General features: G+C 62.0%; 26 protein-coding genes, 1 other RNA gene and 1 riboswitch. Of the genes, 14 read left to right on the forward strand and 13 right to left on the reverse strand.

Annotation, left to right across the window (positions count from 1 at the left end):
• Nucleotides 1-3 precede the first annotated feature (3 nt).
• Both SM765_RS05030 and SM765_RS05035 read right to left on the reverse strand, forming a co-directional pair.
• Entirely contained in the window at nt 4-1,890 is a 1,887-nt protein-coding gene (locus tag SM765_RS05030; protein WP_425537299.1) for an extracellular solute-binding protein, read from the reverse strand.
• A 275-nt stretch (nt 1,891-2,165) separates the two neighbouring features.
• Nucleotides 2,166-2,672 carry a c-type cytochrome gene (locus tag SM765_RS05035; RefSeq protein WP_065271292.1) on the reverse strand — a complete coding sequence of 169 codons (507 nt, stop codon included), beginning with the start codon at nt 2,670-2,672 and terminating at the stop codon, nt 2,166-2,168.
• A gap of 119 nt (nt 2,673-2,791) precedes the next feature.
• Between SM765_RS05035 and SM765_RS05040 the strand changes: the two genes are divergently transcribed.
• On the forward strand, nt 2,792-3,625 hold the full coding sequence (locus tag SM765_RS05040) for a prephenate dehydratase (protein ID WP_065271293.1): 834 nt from the start codon (nt 2,792-2,794) through the stop codon (nt 3,623-3,625).
• 65 nt (nt 3,626-3,690) lie between these two features.
• Here the strand turns inward: SM765_RS05040 and ffs are convergent.
• An RNA gene (gene ffs, locus SM765_RS05045) (signal recognition particle sRNA small type) lies at nt 3,691-3,789 on the reverse strand.
• Nucleotides 3,790-3,854: 65 nt separating this feature from the next.
• Complete coding sequence (locus SM765_RS05050; protein ID WP_274837307.1) at nt 3,855-5,711, reverse strand: 5'-nucleotidase C-terminal domain-containing protein; 1,857 nt, start codon at nt 5,709-5,711, stop codon at nt 3,855-3,857.
• Nucleotides 5,712-6,048: 337 nt separating this feature from the next.
• Between SM765_RS05050 and nudC the strand changes: the two genes are divergently transcribed.
• The 3 genes from nudC (at nt 6,049) to SM765_RS05065 (ending at nt 8,403) form a co-directional block, all read left to right on the forward strand.
• Nucleotides 6,049-7,035, forward strand: a complete 987-nt coding sequence (nudC, locus tag SM765_RS05055; protein ID WP_274837306.1) for an NAD(+) diphosphatase — start codon at nt 6,049-6,051, stop codon at nt 7,033-7,035.
• 62 nt (nt 7,036-7,097) lie between these two features.
• Nucleotides 7,098-7,565, forward strand: coding sequence for an SRPBCC family protein (locus SM765_RS05060; RefSeq protein ID WP_065271296.1), 468 nt, complete (start codon nt 7,098-7,100; stop codon nt 7,563-7,565).
• A 108-nt stretch (nt 7,566-7,673) separates the two neighbouring features.
• A riboswitch (cobalamin riboswitch) is annotated at nt 7,674-7,909 on the forward strand.
• A 119-nt stretch (nt 7,910-8,028) separates the two neighbouring features.
• Entirely contained in the window at nt 8,029-8,403 is a 375-nt protein-coding gene (locus SM765_RS05065) for a hypothetical protein (RefSeq protein WP_274832680.1), read from the forward strand.
• A 114-nt stretch (nt 8,404-8,517) separates the two neighbouring features.
• On the opposite strand, the gene SM765_RS05070 is transcribed toward SM765_RS05065, so the two are convergent.
• On the reverse strand, nt 8,518-9,039 hold the full coding sequence (locus tag SM765_RS05070) for a protein-tyrosine phosphatase family protein (RefSeq protein ID WP_274837305.1): 522 nt from the start codon (nt 9,037-9,039) through the stop codon (nt 8,518-8,520).
• A gap of 137 nt (nt 9,040-9,176) precedes the next feature.
• Here SM765_RS05070 and SM765_RS05075 point away from each other — a divergent pair, with 137 nt between their 5' ends.
• From SM765_RS05075 to SM765_RS05095, 5 genes are all read left to right on the forward strand, one after another.
• Nucleotides 9,177-11,024, forward strand: a complete 1,848-nt coding sequence (locus SM765_RS05075; RefSeq protein WP_274837304.1) for a DNA polymerase III subunit gamma/tau — start codon at nt 9,177-9,179, stop codon at nt 11,022-11,024.
• 20 nt (nt 11,025-11,044) lie between these two features.
• A complete protein-coding gene (locus tag SM765_RS05080) occupies nt 11,045-11,398 on the forward strand; it encodes a hypothetical protein (RefSeq protein WP_274837303.1) in 354 nt (117 codons plus the stop codon).
• A gap of 10 nt (nt 11,399-11,408) precedes the next feature.
• Nucleotides 11,409-11,753, forward strand: a complete 345-nt coding sequence (locus SM765_RS05085) for a YbaB/EbfC family nucleoid-associated protein (RefSeq protein WP_065271301.1) — start codon at nt 11,409-11,411, stop codon at nt 11,751-11,753.
• A gap of 192 nt (nt 11,754-11,945) precedes the next feature.
• Complete coding sequence (recR, locus tag SM765_RS05090; RefSeq protein ID WP_065271302.1) at nt 11,946-12,545, forward strand: recombination mediator RecR; 600 nt, start codon at nt 11,946-11,948, stop codon at nt 12,543-12,545.
• Between the two features lie 22 nt (nt 12,546-12,567).
• On the forward strand, nt 12,568-12,990 hold the full coding sequence (locus SM765_RS05095; RefSeq protein ID WP_274837302.1) for a hypothetical protein: 423 nt from the start codon (nt 12,568-12,570) through the stop codon (nt 12,988-12,990).
• Here the strand turns inward: SM765_RS05095 and ltaE are convergent.
• Nucleotides 12,987-14,039: a low-specificity L-threonine aldolase gene (gene ltaE, locus SM765_RS05100; protein WP_274837301.1), complete on the reverse strand. Its 1,053-nt coding sequence runs from the start codon at nt 14,037-14,039 to the stop codon at nt 12,987-12,989. The genes SM765_RS05095 and ltaE overlap by 4 nt on opposite strands.
• A 196-nt stretch (nt 14,040-14,235) precedes the next feature.
• Here ltaE and SM765_RS05105 point away from each other — a divergent pair, with 196 nt between their 5' ends.
• Nucleotides 14,236-16,014 (forward strand): carboxyl transferase domain-containing protein, encoded by a 1,779-nt coding sequence (locus SM765_RS05105; protein WP_274838996.1) that lies wholly within the window; start codon nt 14,236-14,238, stop codon nt 16,012-16,014.
• A gap of 86 nt (nt 16,015-16,100) precedes the next feature.
• On the opposite strand, the gene SM765_RS05110 is transcribed toward SM765_RS05105, so the two are convergent.
• Nucleotides 16,101-16,874, reverse strand: a complete 774-nt coding sequence (locus SM765_RS05110; protein WP_274829733.1) for a DUF1013 domain-containing protein — start codon at nt 16,872-16,874, stop codon at nt 16,101-16,103.
• Between the two features lie 153 nt (nt 16,875-17,027).
• Here SM765_RS05110 and SM765_RS05115 point away from each other — a divergent pair, with 153 nt between their 5' ends.
• A complete protein-coding gene (locus tag SM765_RS05115; protein ID WP_274837299.1) occupies nt 17,028-17,687 on the forward strand; it encodes a ribonuclease T2 family protein in 660 nt (219 codons plus the stop codon).
• Nucleotides 17,688-17,934: 247 nt separating this feature from the next.
• Complete coding sequence (locus SM765_RS05120; RefSeq protein ID WP_274837298.1) at nt 17,935-18,792, forward strand: DUF2189 domain-containing protein; 858 nt, start codon at nt 17,935-17,937, stop codon at nt 18,790-18,792.
• 64 nt (nt 18,793-18,856) lie between these two features.
• Here the strand turns inward: SM765_RS05120 and SM765_RS05125 are convergent, their stop codons facing one another.
• Both SM765_RS05125 and SM765_RS05130 read right to left on the reverse strand, forming a co-directional pair.
• A complete protein-coding gene (locus SM765_RS05125) occupies nt 18,857-19,840 on the reverse strand; it encodes an NAD(P)H-quinone oxidoreductase (RefSeq protein ID WP_274837490.1) in 984 nt (327 codons plus the stop codon).
• Between the two features lie 143 nt (nt 19,841-19,983).
• A complete protein-coding gene (locus SM765_RS05130) occupies nt 19,984-20,694 on the reverse strand; it encodes a COQ9 family protein (RefSeq protein ID WP_274834884.1) in 711 nt (236 codons plus the stop codon).
• Between the two features lie 154 nt (nt 20,695-20,848).
• On the opposite strand from SM765_RS05130, the gene rpsU reads away from it, so the two are divergent.
• Nucleotides 20,849-21,055, forward strand: coding sequence for a 30S ribosomal protein S21 (gene rpsU / locus SM765_RS05135; protein WP_005614280.1), 207 nt, complete (start codon nt 20,849-20,851; stop codon nt 21,053-21,055).
• Nucleotides 21,056-21,426: 371 nt separating this feature from the next.
• Here the strand turns inward: rpsU and SM765_RS05140 are convergent, their stop codons facing one another.
• Nucleotides 21,427-22,602 (reverse strand): cytochrome P450, encoded by a 1,176-nt coding sequence (locus SM765_RS05140; protein ID WP_274837297.1) that lies wholly within the window; start codon nt 22,600-22,602, stop codon nt 21,427-21,429.
• Nucleotides 22,603-22,688: 86 nt separating this feature from the next.
• Between SM765_RS05140 and SM765_RS05145 the strand changes: the two genes are divergently transcribed.
• A complete protein-coding gene (locus SM765_RS05145; protein WP_274837296.1) occupies nt 22,689-23,204 on the forward strand; it encodes a MarR family winged helix-turn-helix transcriptional regulator in 516 nt (171 codons plus the stop codon).
• Nucleotides 23,205-23,348: 144 nt separating this feature from the next.
• Here SM765_RS05145 and ppk2 read toward each other — a convergent pair whose 3' ends face one another.
• The 3 genes from ppk2 to SM765_RS05160 form a co-directional block, all read right to left on the reverse strand.
• Entirely contained in the window at nt 23,349-24,266 is a 918-nt protein-coding gene (gene ppk2 / locus SM765_RS05150) for a polyphosphate kinase 2 (RefSeq protein ID WP_065271313.1), read from the reverse strand.
• A gap of 226 nt (nt 24,267-24,492) precedes the next feature.
• Nucleotides 24,493-26,082 carry a GMC family oxidoreductase gene (locus SM765_RS05155; RefSeq protein ID WP_274834887.1) on the reverse strand — a complete coding sequence of 530 codons (1,590 nt, stop codon included), beginning with the start codon at nt 26,080-26,082 and terminating at the stop codon, nt 24,493-24,495.
• 281 nt (nt 26,083-26,363) lie between these two features.
• Nucleotides 26,364-26,822 carry an Lrp/AsnC family transcriptional regulator gene (locus tag SM765_RS05160; protein ID WP_274829740.1) on the reverse strand — a complete coding sequence of 153 codons (459 nt, stop codon included), beginning with the start codon at nt 26,820-26,822 and terminating at the stop codon, nt 26,364-26,366.
• Nucleotides 26,823-26,885: the final 63 nt, after the last annotated feature.

Genomic DNA, 26,885 nt, shown 5'->3' on the forward strand with positions numbered 1-26,885 from the left:
GGCCTACCGCAACGCGCCAGAGGCCTTGAGAGCGGCCTCCTTTTCGGCGTTCACCCACCACAGATCCATCGTGCCCGGCGCATAGGGCGGCAGGTTCTCGGGGTATTCGTACATGCTCCAGTAGGCGATCCAGTTCACGTCCAGATACCACGTGGGAACCATGAACCGTTTGGCCCGCAGCACCCGGTCCAGCGCGCGGGCGCTGGCGTGGAGTTCTTCCTCGGTGGTGGCCTTGACGATATTGTCGATCAGCGCGTCCACCGCCGGGTCGGCCAGCCCGGCGGGATTGAAGACCGAATACTGATGCGCCTCCGATCCGAATTGTTGATAAAGACCCGTCGAAGGTTCCAGCGACTTCGGATAGGCAAAGCTCACCATATCGAAATCCTTTTCCCGGCGACGGCTGGTGTATTGCGCGAAATCCACCCGGTTCAGCTTGGCATCGATCCCCATGGTGATGAGGTTCGCGACATAGGGCTGTACGATGCGTTCCAGCGTTGGGCTATCGAGCAGGAATTCGATCTGCATGACCTCGCCCGCAGCATTGCGGCGCACCCCGTCATCGCCAACGGCCCAGCCTGCCTCATCCAGCAATTTCATCGCCCGGCGCAGATTGCGGCGGTCCGATGGACGCCCCGGTTTCGAAGCATGCGCCATCACTGGTTCAGTGGTCAGGATAGTGGGGTCAATCTGGTCGCCCAGCGCCTCGAGCACTTCTTTTTCGCGCCCTTCTGGCAGGCCCTTGGCCTCCAGCGCACTGTCCTGCCAGAAGGAGGAGCGGTGCCGGAACAACCCGTATTGCAAGCTTTCGTTGGTCCATTCGAAGTTGAAGGCCAGTTGAACTGCCTCACGCACGCGGATGTCCTGGAACACGGGACGCAGCAGGTTCATTACAAAACCATTGGCAGCAGGCACGTTACCGTCGGGAATTTCGTCCTTGATGACATCGCCGCGCGCAACCGCGTCAAACTCATAGGCGGTCGCCCAGCTTTTGGAACTGTTCTCGGGGCGCAGGGTGTAGACACCGGCCTTGAACCCTTCCATCGCCGCGATGGCATCGCCGAAATACTCGATCCGGATGCTGTCGTAGTTGTGGCGGCCAACATTCACATTGAGATCGGCGCCCCAGTAATCCGGATTGCGGCGGTAGACGATACGCTGATTGATGTCGAAGCTGTCGAGAACATATGGCCCCGACCCGATTCCCGGATCCAGACGCGGCTCATCAAGACGGCGGTTTTCGGGATCGGCTTCGAACCAGGCCTTGGAGAAGACGGGCGTGCCTGCGACCTGCGAAATCATCGCGCGGCGCGGGAAATCGGGCGAGAAGTAGAATTTGACCCGGTGCGGACCAAGCGCCTCGGCCTTGGGGATGCGTTTACGCACCGCTTCGGCGTAGGATTGCAGCCCCTGATCCAGCAGGATGTTGTGGGAAAAGACGACGTCATCGGCGGTCACAGGCGTTCCATCCGAAAACCGCGCCTCGGGGCGCAGGTTGAAGATCACCCAATCCTGACTTTCGGGATACTCCAGACTTTCCGCGATCAGCCCGTAATAGGAGCCCGGCTCGTCATAGGATTCGATCAGCAAGCTTTCCAGATGATAGGAAGACAGCGCCCCGCCGCGCCCCTTGCGGGTAAAGGGGTTCATGCTGTCGAAGGTACCGACGGCGGAAAAGGACAGTTCCCCGCCCTTGGGTGCATCCGGGTTCACATAGTCGAAATGCGCGAATCCTTCGGGGTATTTCAGCTCGCCGAATTCCGCGAACCCATGGCTTTTGATGATCGTCTCTTCGGCGCGGGCCTGTCCTGCCAGTACCAGCACCATCGCGCCCAGCATCAAAACGCTCAGCATCACAAACCCAAGCGGCGCCGGAAGCCCCTCGTTCATGGCTCGCGTTCGGGCTGTCATCTGTTGTGATCTCATCTGCCTTAACCTCCGCTGTCCGGTGTTCAAGCGATCCGGATTTCTACCGTATTTCAAGCTAATGGCAGGCAGGCGCAACATTCAAGTTGTGATGCGGTCACTTTCGGGTTGGCCCGGGGCAATTTCCCGCCCTTTTGCCGCAGATATTCTCTGAAAAGACCCAGGAAAAGCGAAAGGCCGCTGATCAACAGCGGCCTTTCAGAATTCGAATCCGGGTCTCCGTCAGACCGGCCTCAGACTTAGTCGTCCAGGCTGTCCAGATAGGCGATCAGGTTCACGCGGTCCTTGACCTTTTTCAGGCCAGAGAAGCTCATCGTGGTGCCCGGTGCGTAATCGGACGGTTTGATCAGGAATTCATTGAGGTTCTCAGCGGTCCATGCGCCTTCCATACCGGAAAGGGCGCCGGAGTAACCAAATCCTTCGGCGCTTGCCTTGGGACGGTCAACCACACCGTAGAGATAAGGACCGGTCGCATTGGCGCCAGCCTCAAGCTTGTGGCACGCGGAGCATTTCTTGAAGACTTTGGCGCCTTTGCCAACGTCAGCGGAGGCCATCAGCTCTTCAAAGCTGACTTCTTCCACTTCTTCTTCTGCACCACCTGCCTCTGCCACTTCAATCACGTAAGAAGCCTCGCCATGGGCCTCCACATGATACAGTTCCTCTGCGGCCCATTTGCCCAGGAGGAACACGAGGAACGCGCCGCAGAAGCCTGCAGTCGCTTTGGTAAGGGTCATCGTGTCAAACATGATCGCGAGTCCATTTCAGCTGTCTGGGAGGGTGTCTAAGGCTTCCCCTCTCAAGTGGCAAGGTGTAGACAGCGCGACGAAACGCCCGATTGTCCAAGTTTTGCAGGAAAGTCGCACTCATGACCGGAAAAATCGCCATTCAGGGGGAGCTTGGCTCTTACAGCCACGAAGCCTGCCGCAACGCGCGGCACGACATGGAAGTGTTACCCTGCCGCAATTTTGAGGACACGATCGCAGCAGTGACAAGCGGTCAGGCGGACCTCGCCATGCTGCCGGTGGAGAATTCGACCTATGGCCGGGTGGCCGATATTCACCGTCTGCTGCCGCACAGCGGCTTGCATATTGTTGATGAGGCATTTGTGCGGGTGCATATCAATCTTCTGGGCGTTCCGGGTGCCCGGCTGGAAGATATCCGCGAGGCGAAATCGCATCTGGTTCTTCTACCGCAATGCGGACAGTTCCTGCGTAAACATGACATCACCGGCCGGGTCAGCCCCGACAACGCACGGGCCGCCCGCGATGTGGCGGAGGCTGGCGACAAACACGTTGCCGCCCTCGCCAGCGAGCTGGCCGGAGAGATCTACGGTCTGGATGTGCTGGCCCGCCATATCGAAGACAACGGCGACAACACCACGCGGTTCCTGATCATGTCACGCGAGCCAGATTACAGCCGTCGCGGTGCCCATGGCATGATCACCAGCTTCGTGTTCCAGGTGCGCAACATCCCCGCCGCGCTTTACAAGGCGATGGGTGGCTTTGCCACCAATGGAATCAACATGACCAAGCTGGAAAGCTATATGGTCGACGGCTCCTTCACGGCGACACAGTTCTATGCCGATATCGAAGGCCATCCCGAGGATGAGAACGTGCAGCTGGCCATGGACGAGCTGGCTTATTTTACCACCAACGTCGAGATCCTGGGCGTCTATCCCGCTGACAATGGCCGCTACTAACCTCTAATTCTGCGGGCATTAAGACAGCCCACGCCTTTCGGCGGGCTGGATCTGTATTTAGGGAAAGGTGAGAGGTTGGACATCGACCCAAGCGGGGCTCGTTGTGGCTGCTTCCTTCCGGACCTGACCAGGTTGGCGAGGCGCTTGCCCGCGCCAACCTCTCGAATCCCGATATAGGCGGCTGCCGCAGCAATGACAAGGGGGCCTCCCCGATCCACCGCTCCGCAGGTCAGAGGGCAAGCATCAGTTTCAGAAAGCCTTTTGGTGTCATGCCGCAGTTGCGCACCTGCCCCTCCGGCAATTCATCCAGATACTGCACCGCCTCCGGGCTGGTATAGGCGGCGGCCTCGGCGTTGTTGAGCTCGGCAAACCGCCACGGATACTCTTCCTGCGCCAGTGGATCCTCAGGCAGGCGGCCCGCAACGTAGTCCCGGATCACATCCCGGATTCGCACCGGCGGCAGCGGGATGCTCTCGGCGTCTTTGACCATCTGGAAATTACCACCACCGCTGACCCTGTAACTGTTGACCACAACGGCAAAACGCTGCGCAGGGGCCACAGGCCGCCCGTGCACGCGAAGACGTCGAATGCGCCCTGCCGCCGGGTTGATCCGCACGCCAGAGGAGGAAAACCGCGGCGGTGCCGAGAGATCTATTTCGTATTGCAGGCCAAAAAGAACGTCAAAATTATGCCCGGCACGGCTGGGATCAACCAGTTCCTGTTCGGTACTGCCGGGGCGGACTTGTTTGAACACACCCGCGGACATTTCCAGCCAGTCCAGCACTTGCGCGCCGGTCGCAACCACCAGCCTAAGCTCATTCGGGAAGATGTGAAGATCAGCGACGTTGCGCATACACAGATCGCCACGCCCGATGTCGGTATAATGCCCCGGCCCGGAACGGCCACCGAATTTGCCTGGCGCCGCCGCGGACAAGAGCGGCAGTTTACCAACCTCAGTGCCTTCCAGCAGCGGCCTGACCGCTGCCGCTTGCGCTGCTGCTGCAAGTTCCAGCCCAAGGTCGGGCCCAAAGAAAGTAAAGAAGGAGTGCAAAGGCACGTCACTGAAGCCAACTGGCTGACGCATCCGTTCGCGCGTTGAATCATGCGCGGGGCCAAGCGCGCGGGTCAGTTCAGCGTCCTCGTCGACCAGAGACATCAGATCGCCATTCTCTGCCCTGCTGCAGATGGGTTTGAGGCGGGCGTCCCAATTCTCCAGCCGCCACCCCTCCGGGCCGTGCGACACCTGCAGATCGATCTGCCCCAGGTGTGATCCATGCGCACCCGGCATGACCACCGGCTTGGTGAAACTGTGCTCGGGATCTGGAAGGGTCTTGTGGGTGTGCCCGCCGATCACCGCATCGATTCCCGCCGTGGCCGCGATGGGAAGCAAGGCATTCTCCATGCCCGGCACCCGCTCCAACCCTCCGACACCTGTATGCGCCAATGCGATCACGATATCGCATCCTTCCCGCCGCAGCGCGCTGGCAGCAGCGGCAGCCGCCTGCACCATGTCCGCAACCACGACCTGACCTTCGAGAAGATGCGCATCCCATGTTACCGTCTGCGGCGGCAACACCGACAGGATCCCGATCCGCAGCGGCGGTGCATCGGCGCAGGCAGGCACCTCCCGCTCCAGAATGGTGGAGCGGGCGAAAGGTAGCTTCCGTCCCTCCTCCACGGCCGTCATATTCGAGCAAATCACCGGACAGGGTGCCTGCTCCAGCACCTGCTCAAGCGTCTCCAGACCGAAGTTGAAGTCGTGATTTCCAAGCCCGATGGCATCGTATTGCAACACGTTGAAGGCCTGCATCAGCGGATGCGGCACGATCGGGTCGTCAGAGGAAATCTCACCAATCGGCGCCCCTTGCAGCCCATCACCATTGTCCAAGAGCAGCACCGTGCCCCCTGCCTCCCGGACCTCTTGCCGCGCCTCTGCGATCAGGGACGCGACGCGGGACAGGCCGATGCTGGGGTCCGGCCGGTCGGCATAATAGTCGTAGCTGAGCAGATTGCTGTGCAGATCGGTGGTTGCCAACAAGCGCAGCACCCCCTTCCCCAATGGCAAGGATTGATCCGGTCCTGTCATATTGCTCTACCCGCAGCCTGCACGGCGTCTTCCGATCTTCGTTTTTTTCTCACGTTCTGACACGAACGCGTTAACCCTTTGAAACAGCGTTTCCTTGATTTGCAAAGTCACCATTTTTGAGGATGTTAACGATTGTGGCGCTGATGCCGAAAATTTGACCGGTCTAACGCCAATATCCAGCGGCAGACCGGTGACCCGGCGTCAAACATCCGCTCACAACCATAAAAATGCATCGACCGCGCTACCCGAACAGGCTGGTCATTGCGCGGTTTTGCCGCCATCAATGCAGGAAATCGGGCCTTAACGCCGGATCCCCTGCCAAAAGAAGGACAACGATATGAAACGGGCCGAAGAGGTGACATTTGGCGGCAAGGGTGGCCTGGACCGCAGCGCGCATCTGCGTGCGGATGCCAAAGCGCTAGACGCTGCCTGGGGGGCACAGAATGCACAGGTGCTGATGATGTGGCGCGGCAAACCCCTGTGCCAGCGGTCAGATCCAGAGCGCGGACCGGACGCGCTTGCCTGGATCTCCACCACGCATCCGATGGCAGCAGAGTGCCGCGACGCCGCTCTGTTTCTCGGCCTCCTGCCGGATCAAAGCCCGGCCTTCGCCTGTGATATCAGCAGTTGGCAGCCCGATGCGCTGGACGAGATGGCGCTGGCCAGTTTTGCCGATGTGACGGAGCAGCAGCACCCGGACCTGCCCTCTGGTTATGCTTTCGCCGAGCTGCGCAGGGTGATGACCCGGCTGACCCCGCTGGAGGCCGAGCTGGCCGCCACCGCCAAGGCGCTGTTTTCCTGGCATGGCTCGCATGGGTTCTGTGCCCGCTGTGGCCACCCCAGTGATATGGTTCAGGCAGGCTGGCAAAGAAATTGCCCCAGCTGCAAGGCGAGCCATTTCCCCCGCACCGATCCGGTTGTGATCATGCTGATCACCCATGGGGACGAGGTCCTGATGGGCCGCTCTCCCGGCTGGCCGGAAGGTATGTACTCCCTGCTGGCCGGTTTCGTTGAACCCGGCGAAACGCTGGAGGCCGCCGTGCGGCGTGAAGTTCTGGAAGAGTCCGGCGTGAAGGTCGGAGAGGTGGAGTACCTGTCCAGCCAGCCCTGGCCCTTTCCAATGTCGCTGATGTTCGGCTGCCGCGGGATCGCGCTGGATCGCGAGCTGACCATCGACCCACATGAAATCGAGGACGCGATCTGGGTCAGCAAGCAGGACATGATGACCGCCTTTGCCGGAGAGCACCCGATCCTGAAGCCTGCCCGAAAAGGAGCAATTGCACATTTTCTGTTGCAGAACTGGCTTGCGGATACGCTGGATTAAAGGGAATATCGCGGCCACGCTGAGAATTGATCAATCAAAACAGGCAAGCAGGCGTCAGAGTCATGGATTTCACGAGTAAAGAAGATATCGATTCACCGATCGCCGACGTGTTTGAAGCCCTGTCGGACTTTGAAAGCTTTGAACGCTCGGCCATCCGGCGCGGCATCGACGTGCAACGGATCGGCGATATCAGCACGCCTGAAAACGGCCTCGCCTGGGATGCCAAATTCAGCTTTCGCGGCAAGGCGCGCGAGCTGCGCATTGCTCTCAAATCCTATGATCCCGTCACCCGCATTCTGCTGTCCGGCGACAGCAGCGGGCTGAACGGCGAAACCGAGATCGAACTGATGGCGCTGTCGCCGCGGCGCACCCGTGTAACAATTTCGCTCAACCTGACGGCCAAGACCCTGTCGGGGCGGTTGCTGCTGCAATCCTTCAAACTGGCGCGCGGCTCGCTCAATAAGAAATTCAAAGCGCGCGCGGCAGATTTCGCACGGCTGACCGAAGAACGATTGAACCGCACGGCCTGAGGGCACCGCATCCGCCTGCACAATTCAGCAAGCTTACCTGGCTTGCTGGTGTTGGCGCGGATTTCTCCGACTTTCACACAAGCGAATTGACGACTCGCCCTTCGACCCGCTACCCATTTCACAGATGGTTTCCGCGATCCGCCTTTGGCGGGTCCGGGATGAAAAGGGAACGTGGTGCGATCCGGCCTCTCTCGGCCAGAACAATTCCACGACTGCCCCCGCAACTGTAGGCGGAGAGCGACCCCGGAAGATCCACTGGACGCAAGGTACAGACCTGCGGCCGGGAAGGACCGGAGAAGCTATGACCCGCAAGTCAGGAGACCTGCCATCGCACAACTCGAAACCGGGCGGGGTGTCCGGAGCGGGTGAGATGGCTCCTGTTGCGCGGCCCGTTCTGGCCGACAAGCATCCGGCCACATGTCTCTCCCCCTCATTATGCCCCTGCCCCAGCGCGGAGGGCGCGATGATCTGGACGACAAAAACGCATGAACTTGCGGCAACGACCTGTCAACACACCGGGGCAAGCTGCCCGGCACTGGAACGGATGCTGGTGGCCCTGTGCGGGGCGCTCGATACCGCGCGGGATATGACCGAAGAGGATTTTGAAATCACCGGCGACAGCCTGCTCGATGGCTGCACCCGCCATTGCCCGGCGCGCTTTTTTGCCTCGCACGACAGGATCCGGGTGTTCTGCGAAGTGGACACCGCAGCAGAGCGCAGCGGTCTGGACCGTTTTGCCGACGCGCTGCTGTCCAGCGATGCACAAGCGCAGCCCGCAGATCACCTGCCACATCGCCCCTGCTCCTTCGGAGAAGCCATCCCGCTCAGCGCGGCGTAGCGGCAGACCCTGAGAACCCACAGGAGGGGCGTCGGTTTTATTCGGTGAATGCCGCGCCCTGTGAAGAAGAAAGCGGGATGACAGTCGGGCCCGCTCCGGCGGGCTGCCTCTGGCTCAGCGGCTGCGGGCCCAGGCCATCTGTGCCTCGGTCTCGACCGCGCAGGGGCGAGACATGCGCAACCTGTTTAGCGCCGCCTCTGGCGCAACGCCGCATTCGATCAACAGGCGCAGCACCACCATGCCGGAGCGCCCGCAGCCGCCCCGGCAATGCACTAGAACGCGGCCGCCACCGGTCAGCGCCTGACGTGCCGAGGCGCTGACCCCGGGCCAGGCCTCGTTCACCTCCGGGCCGGGCACACCGAAATCCGCCACCGGCAGATGCACCCAGCGGCTTCCCATGCTCTGCAGATCAACCCCCAGCGTCGCGGCCCCGACGGAGACATGCTCGGCTTCGGTGGTCATGGAAATGACCAGACCGGGCTGCCAGTCGTGGATCAGCTCAAGATCCCCCTTGTAGTCGCCCCCGGCACCGGGCAGCGGGCAGATCGCAAGAATGCCATTGGCGGCGGACACCGCGTAGATCGTAAAGGGCTGCCCGGCCTGCAGGCCTGCCCCATCTGAACTCATCCCAGTCATCACACACTCTCCACCACATACAGGGAAAAACTCTGCCACCTGCCCTGCCGGACGGTCAACAGCGGTGGACGAAGCCCGCGGGCTTCCCTACCCTATGAGGCGGTCCCAATCCCATTCCGAATCCGGCACGAGACAGCATGAGCGACACCCCAACATCCGATCCTGAAACCCAAACCGCTGAGGTTCAGCACGCGGAGCAGCCGTCTGGCCAGTATCAGGTCCTCGCCCGCAAGTACCGGCCCGAAACCTTTGCGGATCTGGTTGGCCAGGACGCCATGGTGCGTACGCTGAAAAACGCCTTTGCCGCGAACCGGATCGCTCAGGCTTTCATCATGACCGGTATTCGCGGCACGGGTAAGACCACCACCGCCCGGATCATTGCCAAGGGGATGAACTGTATCGGCACCGATGGCAACGGCGGCCCCACCACCGAACCCTGCGGTCAGTGCGAGCATTGCCTCGCGATCATGGAAGGCCGCCACGTGGACGTGATGGAGATGGACGCCGCCAGCCGCACCGGCGTCGGCGACATCCGCGAAATCATCGATTCGGTCCAGTACCGCGCAGCCTCGGCCCGCTATAAGATTTACATCATCGACGAGGTTCACATGCTCTCTACCAGCGCGTTCAACGCGCTGCTGAAAACGCTGGAGGAACCCCCCGCCCATGTGAAGTTCATCTTCGCCACCACCGAGATCCGCAAGGTTCCGGTGACGGTCCTGTCGCGCTGCCAGCGGTTCGATCTGCGCCGGATTGAGCCCGAGGTGATGATCGCCCTCCTGCGCAAGATCGCCACCGCCGAAAACGCCCAGATCGCCGAGGATGCGCTCGCCCTCATCACCCGCGCTGCCGAAGGTTCGGCCCGCGATGCAACCTCGCTGCTGGATCAGGCGATTTCCCACGGCGCGGGCGAGACCACCGCCGATCAAGTGCGCGCCATGCTGGGCCTTGCCGACCGGGGCCGGGTGCTGGATCTGATGGATATGATCCTGCGCGGCGATGCGGCTGCGGCGCTCAGCGAGCTCTCCTCGCAATATGCCGAAGGCGCCGATCCGCTGGCTGTTCTGCGCGATCTGGCCGAAATCACCCATTGGGTGTCGGTGGTAAAGATTACGCCAGACGCGGCAGAGGATCCGACCATCAGCCCGGATGAGCGCGCCCGCGGTCAACAGATGGCCGAAGCGCTGCCGATGCGGGTGTTGACCCGCATGTGGCAGATGCTGCTCAAGGCGCTGGAAGAGGTCGCCGCCGCCCCCAACGCCATGATGGCTGCCGAGATGGCGGTGATCCGCCTGACGCACGTGGCCGATCTGCCCAGTCCCGAGGAGTTGATCCGCAAGCTGCAGGATATGCCGCCCCCGCCGCCCGGCGGTGGTGGCGGAATGCCCATGCAAAGCATGGGCGCGCCTGCCGCAGGCGGGGCATCGGCTGTCACCACGGCCCCGCCGCAAGGCGCACCGGGCGGTGGACCGTCCGGCGGCATGACCATGTCGCACGGCCAAGGACAGGGGCAGGCCACCGCGCTTGCCCCGGCTGCAGAAAAGGCCCTCGCCCGCTACCCGAGTTTCGAACATGTGGTGGAACTGATCCGCACCAACCGTGATGTGAAACTGCTGGTCGAGGTGGAAACCGGTGTGCGCCTCGTCGCTTACCAGCCGGGCCGGATCGAATTCACACCGCATGCGAATGCGCCCCGAGACCTTGCTGCGCGCCTCGGCACCGCCTTGCAAAACTGGACCGGCAGCCGCTGGGTCGTCACCATCGCACCCGACGGCGAGGCCCCGACGATCGCCGAAATCCGCGATGCAGCCGAAAACGCATTGCGCACCAAGGCCAGCGAACACCCACTGGTACAGGCGGTGATCGACAGTTTCCCCAAGGCCCGGATCACCCGCATCCGTACCGCCGAGGAAATGGCCGCCGAGGTCGAGGCCGAAGCCCTGCCCGAGGTGGAAGACGAATGGGATCCCTTCGAAGACGGGTAGCGACTGGCCTGACGGTCCTCTTGTTCACCCTGCCGACAACCGCTTACGCCAAAACCTGCTTTGCTACCGGCGATCTATCCGACAGCGCGTGGGATGTGCTTTGGCGGATGTCGGCCACGCCTGCTGTCTTGGCCCTCTTCGCTCTTGCTGGATTCGCGCTGTACAGCAGAAAGCGCGCCTCCTTTGCAATCGCAGGCTTTCTTTGGGGCATGCTAACGGCCGCAATTGCCGTCGATAATCTGGAGCTTTTCTTTGATGATAAGAGTGCCTTGGGCATAATCGAAGACTGCACCGCCTCCTCCCACTTGTTCATCGCGCTTGCAATTGCGATATGTTTGGGAATGACTTACGGCGCCCTGCGCCCCCGCACTTAGGAGAAACACCATGCTCAAAGGCCTCGGCGGTCTTGGCGATATGGCCAAGATGATGAAATCGGCACAGGAACTGCAAACCAAGATGGCGCAGATGCAGGAAGACCTGCACAACGTCATGGTTACCGGCGAAGCAGGCGCGGGCTTGGTAAAAGCCACCGCCTCGGCCAAGGGCGACCTCAAGGCGCTGGATATCGACCCGTCCATCTTTAACGGCGATGACAAGGAAATGGTCGAGGACCTGATCCTGGCCGCCATCAAGGACGCACAGTCCAAGGCAGCCGAAAAAGCGCAGGAAGAGATGACCAACCTCACGGAAAGCATGGGCCTGCCCAAGGACATCAAGCTGCCCTTCTGATCCGGAGGCGCAACTGAAAAGTTCCGAGAAGGCGGCCTTGGCCGCCTTTTTCATGTCTCACGGGCATACGCCCTTTGCCCAATCTGGCGCGCAGGCGCTGCCCAGACAAACCCTGAACATCCGTCGCCTCTCCCCCTTGCCATTGCCCGCCGTGATGCGTCTATATGGGCTGACACTCCAAAGGCCGCCTCCATGCAAGACCGCTCTACCAGCGACATCGAAACCCTCATCGATCTGATGGCAAAACTGCCCGGCATGGGGCCGCGTTCGGCCCGGCGGGCGGTGCTGCACCTCATCCGCAAACGCGCGCTTTTGCTGACACCGCTGTCGGACATGATGACCCGCGTCGCCACCACCGCCCGCGAATGCCTCAACTGCGGCAACGTGGGGACCGAGGACATCTGCGAGATCTGCGACAGCGAGGCCCGCGCCAATGGCGAGATCTGCGTCGTCGAAAGCGTCTCGGATCTCTGGGCGATGGAGCGCGCAGGCGTTTTCAAGGGACGCTATCACGTGCTTGGCGGCACCCTCTCGGCGCTGGATGCCATCGGCCCCGAAGACCTGCGCATTCCCCGATTGGTCGACCGGGTCGGCAGCGAAGCGGTGAGCGAGGTGATCTTGGCGCTGAATGCCACCATCGACGGGCAGACCACGGCCCATTACATCGCCGACCAGCTGAGCGGTCAGGTGAAACTTACCTCGCTCGCGCAGGGTGTACCCATCGGCGGCGAGCTGGATTACCTCGACGACGGTACCATCAGCGCCGCGCTGAAGGCCCGCAAGGAACTCTGACGGCAAAAGGGGAAGGACAGCCATGCCAACCGCCCTGCACCGCCCGGTTCTGAGAGCCGCCATATTTTATTTTGCGGCCGTGTTCTTCTGCGGATTTGTTCTGGGCAGCCTGCGGATCTTTGTGCTGCTGCCCCTGATGGATGAACTCTGGGCGGTCTGCCTTGAACTGCCCATCATGCTCACCCTCAGCTGGCTGATCGCCCGGCACCTGACTCGGAATCGCAAGGATCTGTATCCTGCCGCCGCGCGCCTGTGGATGGGAATCTGGGCCTTCGGGCTGCTGATGGTTGCGGAATATGTACTCGCCACCAGCCTGATGGGCGCGGCTCCCAGAAGCTACTTCGGCCATTGGGCCACCGCTGCCGGGGCGATCGGGTTGGCAGGGCAAATCGCATTTGCCCTGATCCCGTTTGTGCAACGGATAACCCGTCGCGAAACGCCTTAGCTGAAGAAGGCCTGGAACGCGGCAATCGCGCCGTTGAGGCCCTCATCGGTGACATCCTTGTGCAGCACCAGCCGGATCGGGCCGCTGTCCCCTGCCCCGATCACCACGCCCGCCTTGGCCAGATGCGCCTGCAGGGCTGCGTTCTGCACCTCTGCCGGGGTGAAGAACACCATGTTCGTGGCTTGCGTGACTTCTCCCGCGCCCAGAGCGCGCAAGGCATCTGCCAGCGTAGCGGCCCGGGCGTGATCCTCTGACAGACGGTCGACGTTCTGCTCCAGCGCCATCAGACCTGCCGCAGCCAACACCCCGGACTGGCGCATGCCGCCGCCCAGCATCTTGCGCCAGCGCCGGGCGCGGGCAATCAGATCGGACGGACCGACCAGAACCGATCCCGCAGGCGTGCCCAAACCCTTGGACAGGCAGATCGACACGGTATCGAAGAGAACCGCCAGATGCGGTGCAGAGCAGCCCAGCTCGGTGATGGCGTTGAAAAAACGCGCCCCGTCCAGATGCAGCGACAGGCCCGCAGCCCGGCCCGCATCGGTCATCGCGCGCATGTCCTCCAGCGAAATGGCCTGTCCGTTGTGGGTGTTCTCCAAGGACAGCAGGCGGCTGATCGGCATATGGGAATCATCCGGTTTGACCGCTGCCGCGATCGCTGCGGGATCAAGTCCACCGCCGGGCTGCACCTCCAGCGGGTAGAGCGCGCTGCCGCCCAGCACCGAAGCGCCGGCCGCCTCGTATTTGAATACGTGGTAGTCGCGGCCGGTGATGATTTCCTCTCCGCGGCCGCAATGGGACAGGAGCGCGGTCAGGTTGCTCTGGGTGCCGGTGGGCAGGAACAGGCCCGCTTCCTTGCCCAGACGCTCGGCCAGGGTGGCCTCCAACTGGTTGACCTGCGGATCCTCGCCATAGACATCATCGCCCACCTCAGCCGCCGCCATGGCCTGACGCATCGCGTCGTCGGGGCGGGTGACCGTGTCGCTGCGCAGATCGCACAGCACCCCTGCACCGGTTTCGGTCTGCGTCATTCCTGCATATTGGCTCATGATGATCTCTCCAGTCGATTTTGCGCAACGCTAGCCGCAAGAGGTCGGCACGAAAACCCCCAAGTCGCGGGTAGATAACAACCTTCTGTGTCCCGCCCCAGCCCTGATCCGGAAAAGTGACCCCACGGTCAAATTGACAGCTGCCCCCGGCGAACGCTTGACTGAGAACAACATCAGCGATCAGGGAGGGGTACTGGTGACACTCATAAAGGCCGAAAGCGCCGCAATCGTCGCCGAAGTCCATGTCGCACCGGGTCAGGAAGTGGCCGCAGGCACGGTGTTGCTGGCCACCGAACTGATGAAAATGCGCCATGAAATCCGCGCCGAGCAGATCGGGATTGTCACTGCCGTTCACGTGACCGCCGGACAAGAGCTGCAGGGCGGTGAAACGCTGATTACACTGGAACCCGGCAGCGTGTCCGTTGAGGAGGCCGCAACCGACGATACCGCCCGTCCAGATCTGGAGGAATATGCGGCCCGCATGGCACTGCTGGACGATAGCGCCCGACCCGAGGCCGTTGCCAAACGTCACGCGCAGGGAGGCCGCACCGCACGGGAGAATATCAACGACCTGTTCGATGCAGGCAGTTTCACTGAATATGGCGCCCTCGCTGTGGCGGCCCAGCGTGGCAAGCGGGCGCTGCCCGATCTCCATGCGCGCACGCAGGGCGACGGTATCATCTGCGGAATCGGCACGGTTTCTGGGCGTACGGTGGCTGCCATGGCGGTAGATTACATGGTTCTGGCAGGCACACAGGGTTTCAACCACCACCGTAAGATGGACCGCCTGATCGAGGTCGCCAGCCGCGACCGGCTGCCCATCGTCCTCTTCGCCGAAGGCGGCGGCGGGAGACCCAACGACGGCGACACCGCCCTGATCATGGCGGCCTGGCTGAATGTCACCTCCTTCCGCCATTTCGCCGCCTACAAAGGGCCGAAAATCGGCATCGTGTCGGGCTATTGTTTCGCCGGGAACGCGGCCCTTTACGGGGTCTGCGACCTGCGGATCGCCACCCGCAATAGCTGGATCGGCATGGGCGGCCCGGCGATGATAGAAGGCGGCGGGCTGGGTGTCGTCGCCCCGAAGGAGATCGGCCCCAGTGACGTGCAGGCAGGCACCGGGCTGATCGACATTCTGACCGAAGACGAAGCCGAGGCCGTAGAGGCTGCGAAACGGCTGCTAAGCCTTGAGGCCGCACAGACACCACCCGCCGATGACCCGGAGGAAACCCCGGACCTGCGCAATGTCGTGCCCGTGGACCGCACCCGCGCCTATGACATGCGCTCAGCCATCGACGGGCTGGCCGACAGTGACACGTTTCAGGAGCTGCGCCGCGGGTTTGGCGCGGGCATGATCACCGGCTTTGCCCGGATCAGAGGTCGCGCGGTGGGGCTGCTGGCGAACAACCCGCTGCACCTTGGCGGCGCCATCGATGCCGAGGCCGGTGACAAGGGCGCGCGTTTCCTGCAGCTGTGTGAAGCCTGGGGCCTGCCCGTCGTCACCCTATGCGACACGCCCGGCTTCATGGTCGGCCCCGAGGTCGAGAAAACCGGACAGGTGGCGCATATCTCCCGGCTGTTTCTGGCCGGAGCCCATTTCAGCCAACCGCTGGTGACGCTGATCCTGCGCAAGGCCTATGGTCTGGGCGCGATGGCGATGGCGGGCGGCGGGCTGGATCGTCCGCATTTCTGCTGTGCCTGGCCCACCGGAGAGGTCGGCGCCATGGGGTTGGAGGGCGCGGTCAGGCTGGGCCACCGCGACCATCTGAACGCTATCGAAGACCCGGCAGAGCGGGAAGCGGAGTATCAACGCCTCGTCGATGCCCTGTATGAGCGCGGAAAGGCGCTGAATGCTGCCAGCCTGCTGGAATTCGACGCGGTCATCGACCCGGCAGAGACCCGCGCCGCGCTGCACCGCGCGTTGGAGAGCGCAGGCCCCGCGACCCCCGGCCCCCGCTACGCCGACGCCTGGTAGGACCGCCACAAAGAAAAAAGCCACGCCCGGATCCGGGCGTGGCTTTCCTATTCGTTGGACCGTGTCGGCCCTGATGTCTGAACCCTTCAGAAGCGGGGATCGGTCCCGTCTTCGTCCTCGTCGTCCTCATCACCGCCCGAGGGCAGGTTGAAGAAGCTGTCCGCATCGGGCAGCGGCTCTTCGGACGGGGTGCTTTCGGCGGAGCCACCACCCAGAGTGAAGGTTTCCAGCCCTTCGATGGCCGAGGGGATCTTCGGCTCGGCATCCATCTCCAGCGATTGCTCAGTCGACACCAGCTTGCGGCGTTCGTCGTCGCTCATCACGCCGCCTTCGGCAGCCCGTTTTGCGGCGGCTTTTTGCACGGCAGAGTCCAGTTCGGACTGTTTGCACAGGCCCAGCGCAACCGGGTCGATCGGCTGCATGTTGGCAATGTTCCAGTGGGTCCGCTCGCGGATCGACTGGATCGTCGGCTTGGTGGTGCCTACCAGTTTGGCGATCTGACCATCGGAGAGTTCCGGGTGGAACTTCACCAGCCACAGGATCGAGTTCGGACGGTCCTGACGCTTGGACAGCGGCGTGTAGCGCGGTCCGCGGCGTTTTTCCTCGCCAGCAGCGGCCGGGTTGAACTTGAGCTTCAGCTTGTGCAGCGGATTGGCCTCGGCCTTGTCGATCTCATCCTGCGTCAGCTGGTTGTTTGCAACCGGATCAAAGCCTTTGACGCCGGCGGCGACGTCACCGTCGGCAATGCCCTGGATCTCCAGCTCGTGCATGCCAACGAAATCGGCGATCTGCTTGAAGCTGATCGTGGTATTGTCCACCAGCCACACGGCGGTCGCTTTGGTCATCAACGGTTTTGCCATGCGCTTATCTCCTTAAAACACGTTTGCCCCACGAACATCTACGTACATCTTTCCCGTCGCCTGAATTAGGCTGCCCCGAGGTCTGGGGCGGGTTTCCGTTGTCGGGGAACTTCAGTCCTATATAGTCGCCTTGTTTTCATAAGGAAAGAGGCGATGCGCAGGTTCTTGCTGGCAATTGCAACCGTGATTTCCGGGCTGGCGTCGCTGCCCGGTTACGCCGACAGCGACCGGTCGCGGGAGGTCGCGGGCGAATTCGATTACTACGTCCTTAGCCTCAGCTGGTCACCGAACTGGTGTGCCATCGAAGGCGATGCCAGGGGATCGGATCAATGCGATAGCCGCCATGATCACGGCTGGACCCTGCATGGGCTGTGGCCGCAGTATCACCGGGGCTGGCCGGATTTCTGCAACACCGCCGAGGCACCGCCAAGCCGCCGCCAGACCGCCGAGATGGCCGATATCATGGGGTCTCCGGGCCTGGCTTGGCATCAATGGAAGAAACACGGCAGCTGCTCCGGCCTGTCCCCTGCCCAGTATTTTTCCCTCTCGCGCGAGGCTTATGGACAGATCACCCGTCCGGCCATCTTCCGCAAGCTGGACAAACTGGTGAAACTGCCCGCATCGCTGGTCGAGGAAGCCTTTCTGAAGGAAAATCCACAGCTGAGCCGGGACAGCCTGACCATCACCTGCCGCGATGGTCACATCCAAGAGGCCCGCATCTGCCTGTCGCGCAGCCTTGATCCGGTGCCCTGCGGCCCGGACGTGATCCGCGACTGCACTCTGAAGGATGCACTATTCGCCCCGGTGCGCTGAACCTTATGGAGGCCTGGCTCCCTCCTCCATCTCCTCAAACTCCCCCTGCCCCACTGCCCGACAGGCGGCTTGACCGCGAAAAGAGGAGGCAGGCGCCACTGGGCAGCTTTCCCTCACGCGACATTGATTGGCTTGTGCAGCGCATTTTGGCCGATTTTGTGCTAGTATTGTTCCACGTGCCGCGCACGGCCCTGCCTAAACGGCACTTCCATTTAAATCCGCGAGGAGGAAGAGGAGGAACAAGCGCATGGCAAAGACAATCGGTAATCCGCTCAGTTGGCTCTTGCAGGGGGCAGAAACCACCGGACAGCATTTCGGCAAGACGGTGGGAGAAATGGGCAGCAGCGACGTCACGGAGCTGCCTCAGGCGCGCAGGCTTTCGATGGACGACCTCATCCATTCACTGGCCGCAGGTCTTGAAGATTTTGCCGCCTGCCGCAGCGATGCGATGTTCCTGGTGCTGTTCTACCCGGTGATTGGCCTCGCGTTGATCGTGATGAGCCTGTCGATGAACCTGCTGCCACTGATCGTGCCAATGATCATGGGGTTTGCGATCCTCGGGCCTGTTGCGGCGGTCGGGCTGTATGAAATGTCCTCGCGCCGCGAAGCCGGGTTTAAGCCGCGCTGGATGGATGCCTTTGGCGTTATCCGCTCGCCTGCCTTCGGCGCCATTCTGGTGCTGGGCTTTTATCTGGCAGCACTGTTCATCATCTGGCTGGTCGCTGCGGACATGATCTATATCCGCACCCTGGGACCAGAGCCGCCGACCTCGATGCTCGGCTTCGCCACCGCCGTAGTGACCACCCGCGAAGGCTGGATCATGGCAATTGCAGGCGGCGCGTTAGGGGCCGTCTTTGCCTTTGCCGCGCTGGCGATGAGCCTGGTCTCTTTCCCGCTGCTGCTGGACCGCCACGTGGGCCTGCCGGTGGCGGTGGCCACCTCAATCAACGTGCTGCGCAAGAACCCGGTGATTTGCATTACCTGGGGCGTGATCGTCGGCAGCATGCTGGTAATCGCTGCGATCCCATTCCTGGCCGGGTTGATCATCGTGATGCCGGTGCTGGGGCACGCTACCTGGCATCTGTACCGGCGCGCGGTGAAATAAAGCGAAGCACACAGAAAAAGGGCCGACGCAACTGTCGGCCCTTCTTGCGTGCAGGTAAGCGGCCTTAGCCCACCTTCAGAACGATCTTGCCAATATGGCCGGAACTTTCCATCCGCGCGTGTGCGGCTGCTGCATCCTCCAGCGCAAATTCACTGTCCATCACCGGCGCCATCTTGCCTGCCTCGACCAGCGGCCAGACCGCCTCGGCCAGATCCTGCGCAATGCGGGCCTTGGCCAGATCGCTTTGCGGGCGCAGGGTCGATCCCGTCACCGTCAGGCGGCGCGCCATGATCTGGGCAAAGTTCAGCTCGGCCTTGGGGCCTGAAAGAAAGGCGATATGTACCAGACGGCCATCATCGGCCAGCGCCCGGATATTACGGGGAATATAGTCGCCGCCCACCATGTCGAGGATGAGATCGGCGCCGCCCTCAGCGCGAAGAACTTTCACAAAATCCTCGTCGCGGTAGTTGATCGCACGCTCGGCCCCCAGATCGAGACAGGCCTGACATTTGGCATCGGACCCGGCAGTGGTGAACACCCGCGCGCCCAAGGCCGAGGCCAGCTGAATCGCTGTCGTTCCGATCCCGGATGAGCCGCCGTGCACCAGAAAACGTTCGCCCGCCTTTAGCCCTCCCCGGGTAAAGACGTTTGACCAGACCGTGAAACAGGTTTCCGGCAGGCAGGCCGCGCGTTTCAGCGACATGCCCTTGGGGATTGGCAGACAATGGGCGGCCGGTGTGACCACGTATTCGGCATAGCCGCCGCCGGGCAGCAAGCCACAGACCTTGTCCCCCACGGCGTATTCGGTGACGCCCGCACCGATGGCGACCACCTCGCCCGAGGCTTCCAGCCCCGGCAGATCGCTGGCACCGGCAGGCGGATCATAGACCCCCGCACGCTGCAACGCGTCCGGCCGGTTGACGCCCGCATAGGCGACCTTCAGCAGCAGCTGGCCATGGCCCGGCTGCGGAACGGGCCGGTCTGTCAGCGTCAGAACCTCGGGGCCTCCGGGTTGCGAGATTTCAATCGCGCGCATCGTTTCCGGCAATGTCTCCGTCATGCAAAGATCCTTTCCCTTGCGTGGTGCGTTTTAACGCTTTGAATATCACCTTGGGTGCGGGGCACAAACCCCGGCAGGTGGTTTGCATTGCGTCCGGATGTACTGAAACGGCGAATGGACGTGGCGTTTGATCAGCGGCCAGTCCTACGGCCTGGCAGATCCGTGGGTGTCGACGGGCGCCGGATCTGATCCGCCAGCCAGGACGGGCCGGCCAGAAGGGGCTTCAGCAAAGGGTTCTTCTGCACATCGGCCTTCAGCTTTTCGAACTGCATCACGTTGTCGATGCGCCGATCCAGAAAGTCCCATGTGGCCTGATGGCCCGGGCTGTCGTCCCCCAGCCAGAACAAAACGGTTGAGGAATAAACCCCGGACAACGTGGCCCGTTTGCTGTACCAGTTGATGTCTTCGGAGGTATCGCCCAGCGCGGTCCAGATCGCATCCACCGTGCCCCAGATCGCCTTGGCCCCGTCGGCGGCATAGACCGGCAGCGAGAACAGCGTCACGCCCCGGCGCACCGCTTCCTTGTCGTCAGAGGCTTCAAGGCGGAACCGGACGGCGGCGGCGATCTTGTCCCGGAACCGCAGCCCCGTCAGATCCGCTGTCTTCAACCGTTCCAGCATCTGATCATCGCCGCGCCGGTGATAGGCCAGCGCCAGATCCACTGCCCCGCGCGGACACAGGGCGCGTGCTAGAACCGGGTCCATGCCGCAATCCTCGACTGCAGCAGCAAAGGTGGCTTCGGTCCAGCCGTCAAAGGCGACATGAATGAGCGCCGCATCCAGAAGCGCGTCGATCGATCCGGTGTCGGCGGCCGGTTGCTCTGTGGCTGTTTGCTCAGTCATGATGCATCTCCTCGTCAACAAATGCGCCTTTAAGGGCCTGCGTCGCTGCGCGCTCTGCCCTTTTGCTCAGTACTAGACAAGTTAGACCGGCTTTGCTATACGGCCACCTCCTGCAAATCCTTGCAACCCAACTTAGAAAGGTGGTGAAAACCACATGCAGGTTAGTGTTCGTGACAACAATGTCGATCAGGCGCTCCGTGCCCTGAAGAAAAAGCTGCAGCGCGAAGGCGTGTTCCGCGAAATGAAGCTCAAGCAACATTTCGAGAAACCCTCCGAGAAAAAAGCGCGCGAGAAAGCTGAAGCGATTCGTCGTGCCCGTAAACTGGCACGTAAGAAAGCACAGCGCGAAGGTCTCCTCTAAGATCTTCCTCCGGTTTTTTCTGGACGCTTTTGACGACCCCCGTGGCCCGCCCCGGGGGTTTGTCGCTTCTAAGATACATATTTTACGGCGGAATATCGGTTCTGCGGCCAAATAGTTAAACTTATACGTGTGTTCAGAGTCCATCTTTGCTATCAATGGTGGCAGGGCACCGAAACCTCACGTTTCCCAAGGCGGACGGCCCTGTTGCCGAAGTTGGAACGGTCGGCATTTCCCGGAGGAGGCACATCGCTCCCCCCCCCAAACCTGGCGATAGCCTTGCTCCCTGCACCAAGGCGTCTGCCCCTCCGGGTGACTTCCTCTTGAGCCCCTTATTGGTCTGATCTGCGCGTGCCTCCCCGCGCTCTCCCCACTTACCGGCTCCTCTCCCCTTTGGCCCAGGTCACCGGCATTTCAAGCGGACCGCGGAAAGCCCATCCGCCGAACCGTGCCTCCCCCGCAAGGGATAGATCCGGCAGCCGCTCAAACAGCATCGGTAGCGCCGCTTCGGCGATCAGCGCCCTTGATATCCAGGCCCCGGCGCAAAAATGTGGACCGGCGCCAAATGAAATGGCCGCGCTGATATCCTGATGGATGTCAAAGGCATCGGGGCGTGCAAACACCTGCTCGTCCCGGTTCCCAGAACCGAACATCAGAAACACCCGGTCCTCAGGCTTCAGCGCCACCTCGTGCAGGACATAAGGCTGCGCCACCCGGCGCGGTGACATGCCAATGGGGGACATCCAGCGGGCATATTCCTCGAACGCCTGCAGCCAGCTGGCACGGCCCGCGCGGACATCTTCCAGTTGCTCCGGATGGCGCAGCAAGGCCCAGACGGTCCCGGCAATCGCATCACGTGGCTCGTTCTGCCCGCCGGAGATCGCCAGCTTGATATTGGCCCTGATCTGATCCTCCGGCAGGCCCGCAGCCTGCTGAACCCGCAACAGGGAATAGTCATCCGCGCCAGAATCACTCCGCCACATCTCGGTAATGTGCTGGTCGATCAGCCGGGTGCTGTCATTGCAGCGCGCTTCAACCTCCGGATCACCTGCATAATTGGCACAGCCATCGATCATGCCCTGGCTCACCGCGTCCATCTCTTCGGCGCGCATGCGGGTCAGACCGGTGACTGCCTTCAGCGCCTCTGCCGAGACTGGCATGGCGAAGTCACGCACCAGATCGCAGCCCCCCCGGGGCGCCAGGTCGTCAAGTATCCGCGCCGTCGCGGAACGGAACTGCGTCAGCCAATGCTGTTTCACCGTCTTGGGAGAGACCGCCGGAAAGATCGCCTTGCGCTCTCCCATATGGGCGGCGCCGTCCTTGCGCATCATGTTCCGCCCCATCAGCTGGGTCATCAGCCCCTCAGGCTGGTCCGAGGAAAACACCTCGATCCGCTTTTCCTCCCGGAAAATATCGTCACGGCGGGTGATCAGAACCGCATCCAGTTGTGGCACATAGGCCACCGGCGCCTCGGCGCGCATACGGGCCAGATCCGGATAGGGATCCTGCCAAAACGCCTGCGGATCGATGTTGTAAACAGGCCTTTCCATCGCAGCCCCTCCCCCCGATTGTCAGCTTCAGGGAAGACTGCGCGGCAACTGTTGTCTTGTCAACTCGCCTGACCTAAGCTGCCTGGATGAGCGATTTACCCGACGATCTGTTCCTGGTCCTGCCGGATGGCAGTGAGGACAGCCCCGCCGCCCCGACACTGGACTACAGCCGCAACCCGGTGGTCACGGTGACATTCGCAGGCAACCGGCTGACCCGGAACGCTGCGCGCGCCTACCAAAAGGAATTCGGCATCGGTGTCATGGACTGGCGCATGCTGGTCATGCTGACGCGCGATCCGGGCTGTTCCGTCGGTCAGGCTGCGAACCTCACCGGTATCGACAAGGCCGCCGTCAGCCGCGCATTGCAGCGCATGGAAAAGGCCGGTCTCGTCCGGGCCGAGGTCCGGGGCGGAGATGAGCGGCGCAAATCCTGGTTCCTGACCGAGGCGGGGCATGCCCTGCACGCCCAGATGTTGCCGCGCGCGCTGGAGCGGCAGCGCGACCTGCTCAAAGGTTTCTCCCCCGAGGAGCTCACCGCCTTCACCGGGTATCTGCAACGGTTTCTCGACAATATGGCAGATCAGGCGGACACGCCCGAATAAAGATCCCAACGGCCTTGAGACGGGCAGTCCGCGGCAGGCGCACGCCGCGCCCCGGCGCGGCGCCGGGCCCAACGGCGGCGGCACAGTCCGCAGGCTGTGCCAGAACCGGCGGGAGTGGCCCAATACCCTCTGCGCTGCGGTGGCTCAGTAGATCTTTGGCACGTACAGCTCGTCCGGCAGCACCCGGCGTTCATAATCGGGATTGTATTCCCGGTCCGGCAGCGACACCTTTTCCTGCGGCACCTCTTCATAGGGCACTTTGGTCAGCAGGTGTTCGATACAGTTCAGACGCTCGCGCTTCTTGTCGTTGCCTTCGACGATATACCAGGGCGCTTCGGGGATATTCGTGCGCTCGAACATATCCTCCTTTGCCTTGGTATATTGCTCCCAACGGATACGGCTTTCCAGATCCATCGGCGACAGCTTCCACTGTTTCATCGGATCGTGGATCCGCATCATGAACCGCAGCTGCTGTTCCTCATCGGTGATCGAGAACCAGTATTTCAGCAGAATGATCCCCGACCGCACCAGCATGCGCTCAAATTCCGGAACGTCCTGAAAGAATTGCTCTACCTGATCCTCACTGGCAAAGCCCATCACCCGTTCAACCCCGGCGCGGTTGTACCAGGACCGGTCAAACAGCACGATTTCCCCCGCAGCCGGCAGATGCGGCACGTAGCGCTGGAAATACCATTGGCTCTGCTCACGGCGCGACGGTGCGGGCAGGGCCACGACGCGGGCAACACGGGGGTTCAGACGCTGGGTGATCCGCTTGATCACACCGCCCTTGCCTGCGCTATCGCGCCCCTCGAACAGGATGCACACCTTGGCGCCGCTGTGCTGCACCCAATCCTGAAGCCGGATCAATTCCGCCTGCAGCCGCAACAGGTTTCTGAAATAGACCTTGCGATCCAGCATTTCGGGATGCTGCGAGCGGTAGATCTTGCGCAGCTCCATCGACAGCATGGGCTCGGCAAATTCAATCTCGAAATCCTCGTCCAGCGTGTCCTGAAGCTCGGCATCCAGCCAGTCAAATGAATCAGGGGTTGTATCGCTGGTCACGGCGCGGCTCCTTGTTGTTACTCGTCTGTTTCGGCCGCTCTAACGCACGGATGTGATTGTTTGATGTCACAGCAGCACCCGCTGCCCGAATGGCCTGAAATAGGCAGTTCCGGTCCGGCCTGACCGGAACTGTCACAAAGGGCGTTAATTCGCCCGGGTCAAAGGCAAACGAAAATCCCGACCGGGTGCAAGCGCAAAAGCACCGGCTTCCGGCTTTCTGCCAAATTCAGCCGCGCGCAGCTGCAAGGATCATGTCAGATGCCTTTTCCGCGATCATGATCGTCGGCGCATTGGTGTTGCCGCTGGTGATCGTGGGCATCACGCTGGCATCCACCACCCGCAACCCCGATACCCCGCGCAGACGCAATTCGGGGTCAAGCGGCGCACGTTCGTCGCTGCCCATATGCACGGTGCAGGTGGGGTGGAAGATCGTCGTGCCGATATCCCCGGCGGCCTGCATCAGATCGGCCTCGCTATCAGATGCGATCCCCGGCTTGATCTCCTCGGGGCTGTAGGCCTGCATCTTGGCCTGCCCCATGATCGCCCGCGCCTGCCGGATCGCCGCCACGGCCACCTGACGGTCGCCTTCAGTCGACAGGTAGTTCGGCTGGATACTCGGCACGGCCATCGGATCGGCCGAGGCGATCTCGACCCGGCCCCGGCTTTCGGGGCGCAGGTTGCAGACGCTGGCAGTCAGCCCCGGGAAATTATGCAGAGGCTTGCCGAACGCCTCCAGCGTCAGCGGCTGCACGTGATACTCCAGATCGGGCGTTTCCAGATCCGGGCGTGAGCGGGAGAAGGCGCCCAGCTGGCTTGGCGCCATCGACATCGGACCAGAGCGTTTCAGCGCGTATTCCAGACCGATTTTGGCCTTGCCGATCACGGAATTCGCCAGCGTGTTGAGCGTATGCGCCCCCTCCAGCCGCCAGGCGCAGCGCAGCTGCAAATGGTCCTGCAGATTCGCGCCGACCTGCGGCATGTCCCGCAGAACCTCGATCCCGTGCTGCTGCAGCAAGGCGCCCGGCCCCAGCCCAGATAGCTGCAGGATCTGTGGGCTGTTGATCGCCCCTGCTGACAGGATCACCTCGGCGGCGGCACGGGCCACATGCACCTCGCCGCCCTTTTGATACTCGACGCCCGTCGCGCGGCCCTCTTCGATCAAGATGCGGCGGGTATGGGCCTGGGTTTCCACCTTCAGCCCCTGCCCTGTCGCCGTACGCAGGAATGCCTTGGCGGTGTTCATCCGCCAGCCCGCACGCTGATTGACCCGGAAATAGCCGACGCCTTCGTTGTTGCCGGTGTTGAAATCCGTGACTTTGGGCAGGCCCCAGGCCGCGGCGGCCTCCATCCAGTCATCCAGCACATTCCAATGCAGCCGCTGGTTCTCGACCCGCCATTCGCCGCCCGCGCCATGCATCTCGGATGGGCCTTCGACGTAATCCTCGGATTTCTTGAAATAGGGCAGCACATCGTCCCAGCCCCAGCCCGCGAGGCCGCGCTGGCGCCAACCATCATAATCCGCTGCCTGCCCACGCAGATACAGCATGCCGTTGATGGACGAGCAGCCTCCCAGCACCTTGCCGCGCGGATAGATCAGCGCCCGACCATTCAGCCCCGGGTCGGCCTCTGTGCGATACATCCAGTCGGTGCGCGGATTGTTGATGCAGTAGAGATATCCCATCGGGATATGCACCCAGTGATAATTGTCACGGCCGCCCGCCTCCAGCAGCAACACCTGCTTGCCCGCCTCGCTCAGCCGCTTGGCCAGAACACAGCCGGCACTCCCGGCGCCCACAATTATGTAGTCGAACTGCATGATCTACTCCCCCGTCTTTCCCTCGTCCTCCTGTTGAACCAGAAGCAGGAGCGAAATGTAAGACAAATAAGCCCTCTACGCGCCGATCTGCATTCAAAGCACCCAACTGTCCGGCCAAAACAGCCAAGCAAGAGGCCCTCCCGCGCCCGCGGGGGCGCCGACTGCGTCCGCACCCCTTGGCAGCTTTGGGCGTGGCAGCGCGCCCGCGGGCTGCCACGCCCAACAGGAGGAGGTCTTTTTCAAAAGACCGCCGACGGACGGGAGCGCGACGAAGAGAAAACTCAGACGGGCAGCGCCGTTGTCTTGAACACCGTGCGCAGCGCGAAACTCGATTGCATCTGCGCCACCCCCGGAAGCCGGGTCAGATGCTGGCGATGGATGCGGGCAAAATCATCGGTATTTTCGGCCACGACCTTCAGGATGTAATCCGCCGATCCCGCCATCAGGTGGCACTCCAGCACATCCGGGATCCGCGCCACCGCACGTTCAAAAGCATCCAGCAGCTCATCCGCCTGCCCCTGCAGGGTAATCTCCACGAAGACGGTTGTTGGAACGCTCAGCTTGCGGGCGTCCAGCAGGGCGACGTAGTCCTTGATATAGCCCTCAACCTCCAGCCGCTGCACCCGGCGATGGCAGGCAGATGCCGAAAGGTTCACCCGCTCGCTCAGATCCGCGTTGGAAATACGGCCCTGCCGTTGGAGGACCTCCAGAATACGACGATCCGTCGAATCAAGAGACATAATTGCGTAGTACCTTGCTCATATTCCGCATCTATTCGAATTATCTTCGATCCGCATCTTTTT

It is taken from the genome of Pseudophaeobacter sp. 1A09344 (assembly GCF_041008745.1).
GTDB lineage: Bacteria > Pseudomonadota > Alphaproteobacteria > Rhodobacterales > Rhodobacteraceae > Phycobacter > Phycobacter gallaeciensis_A.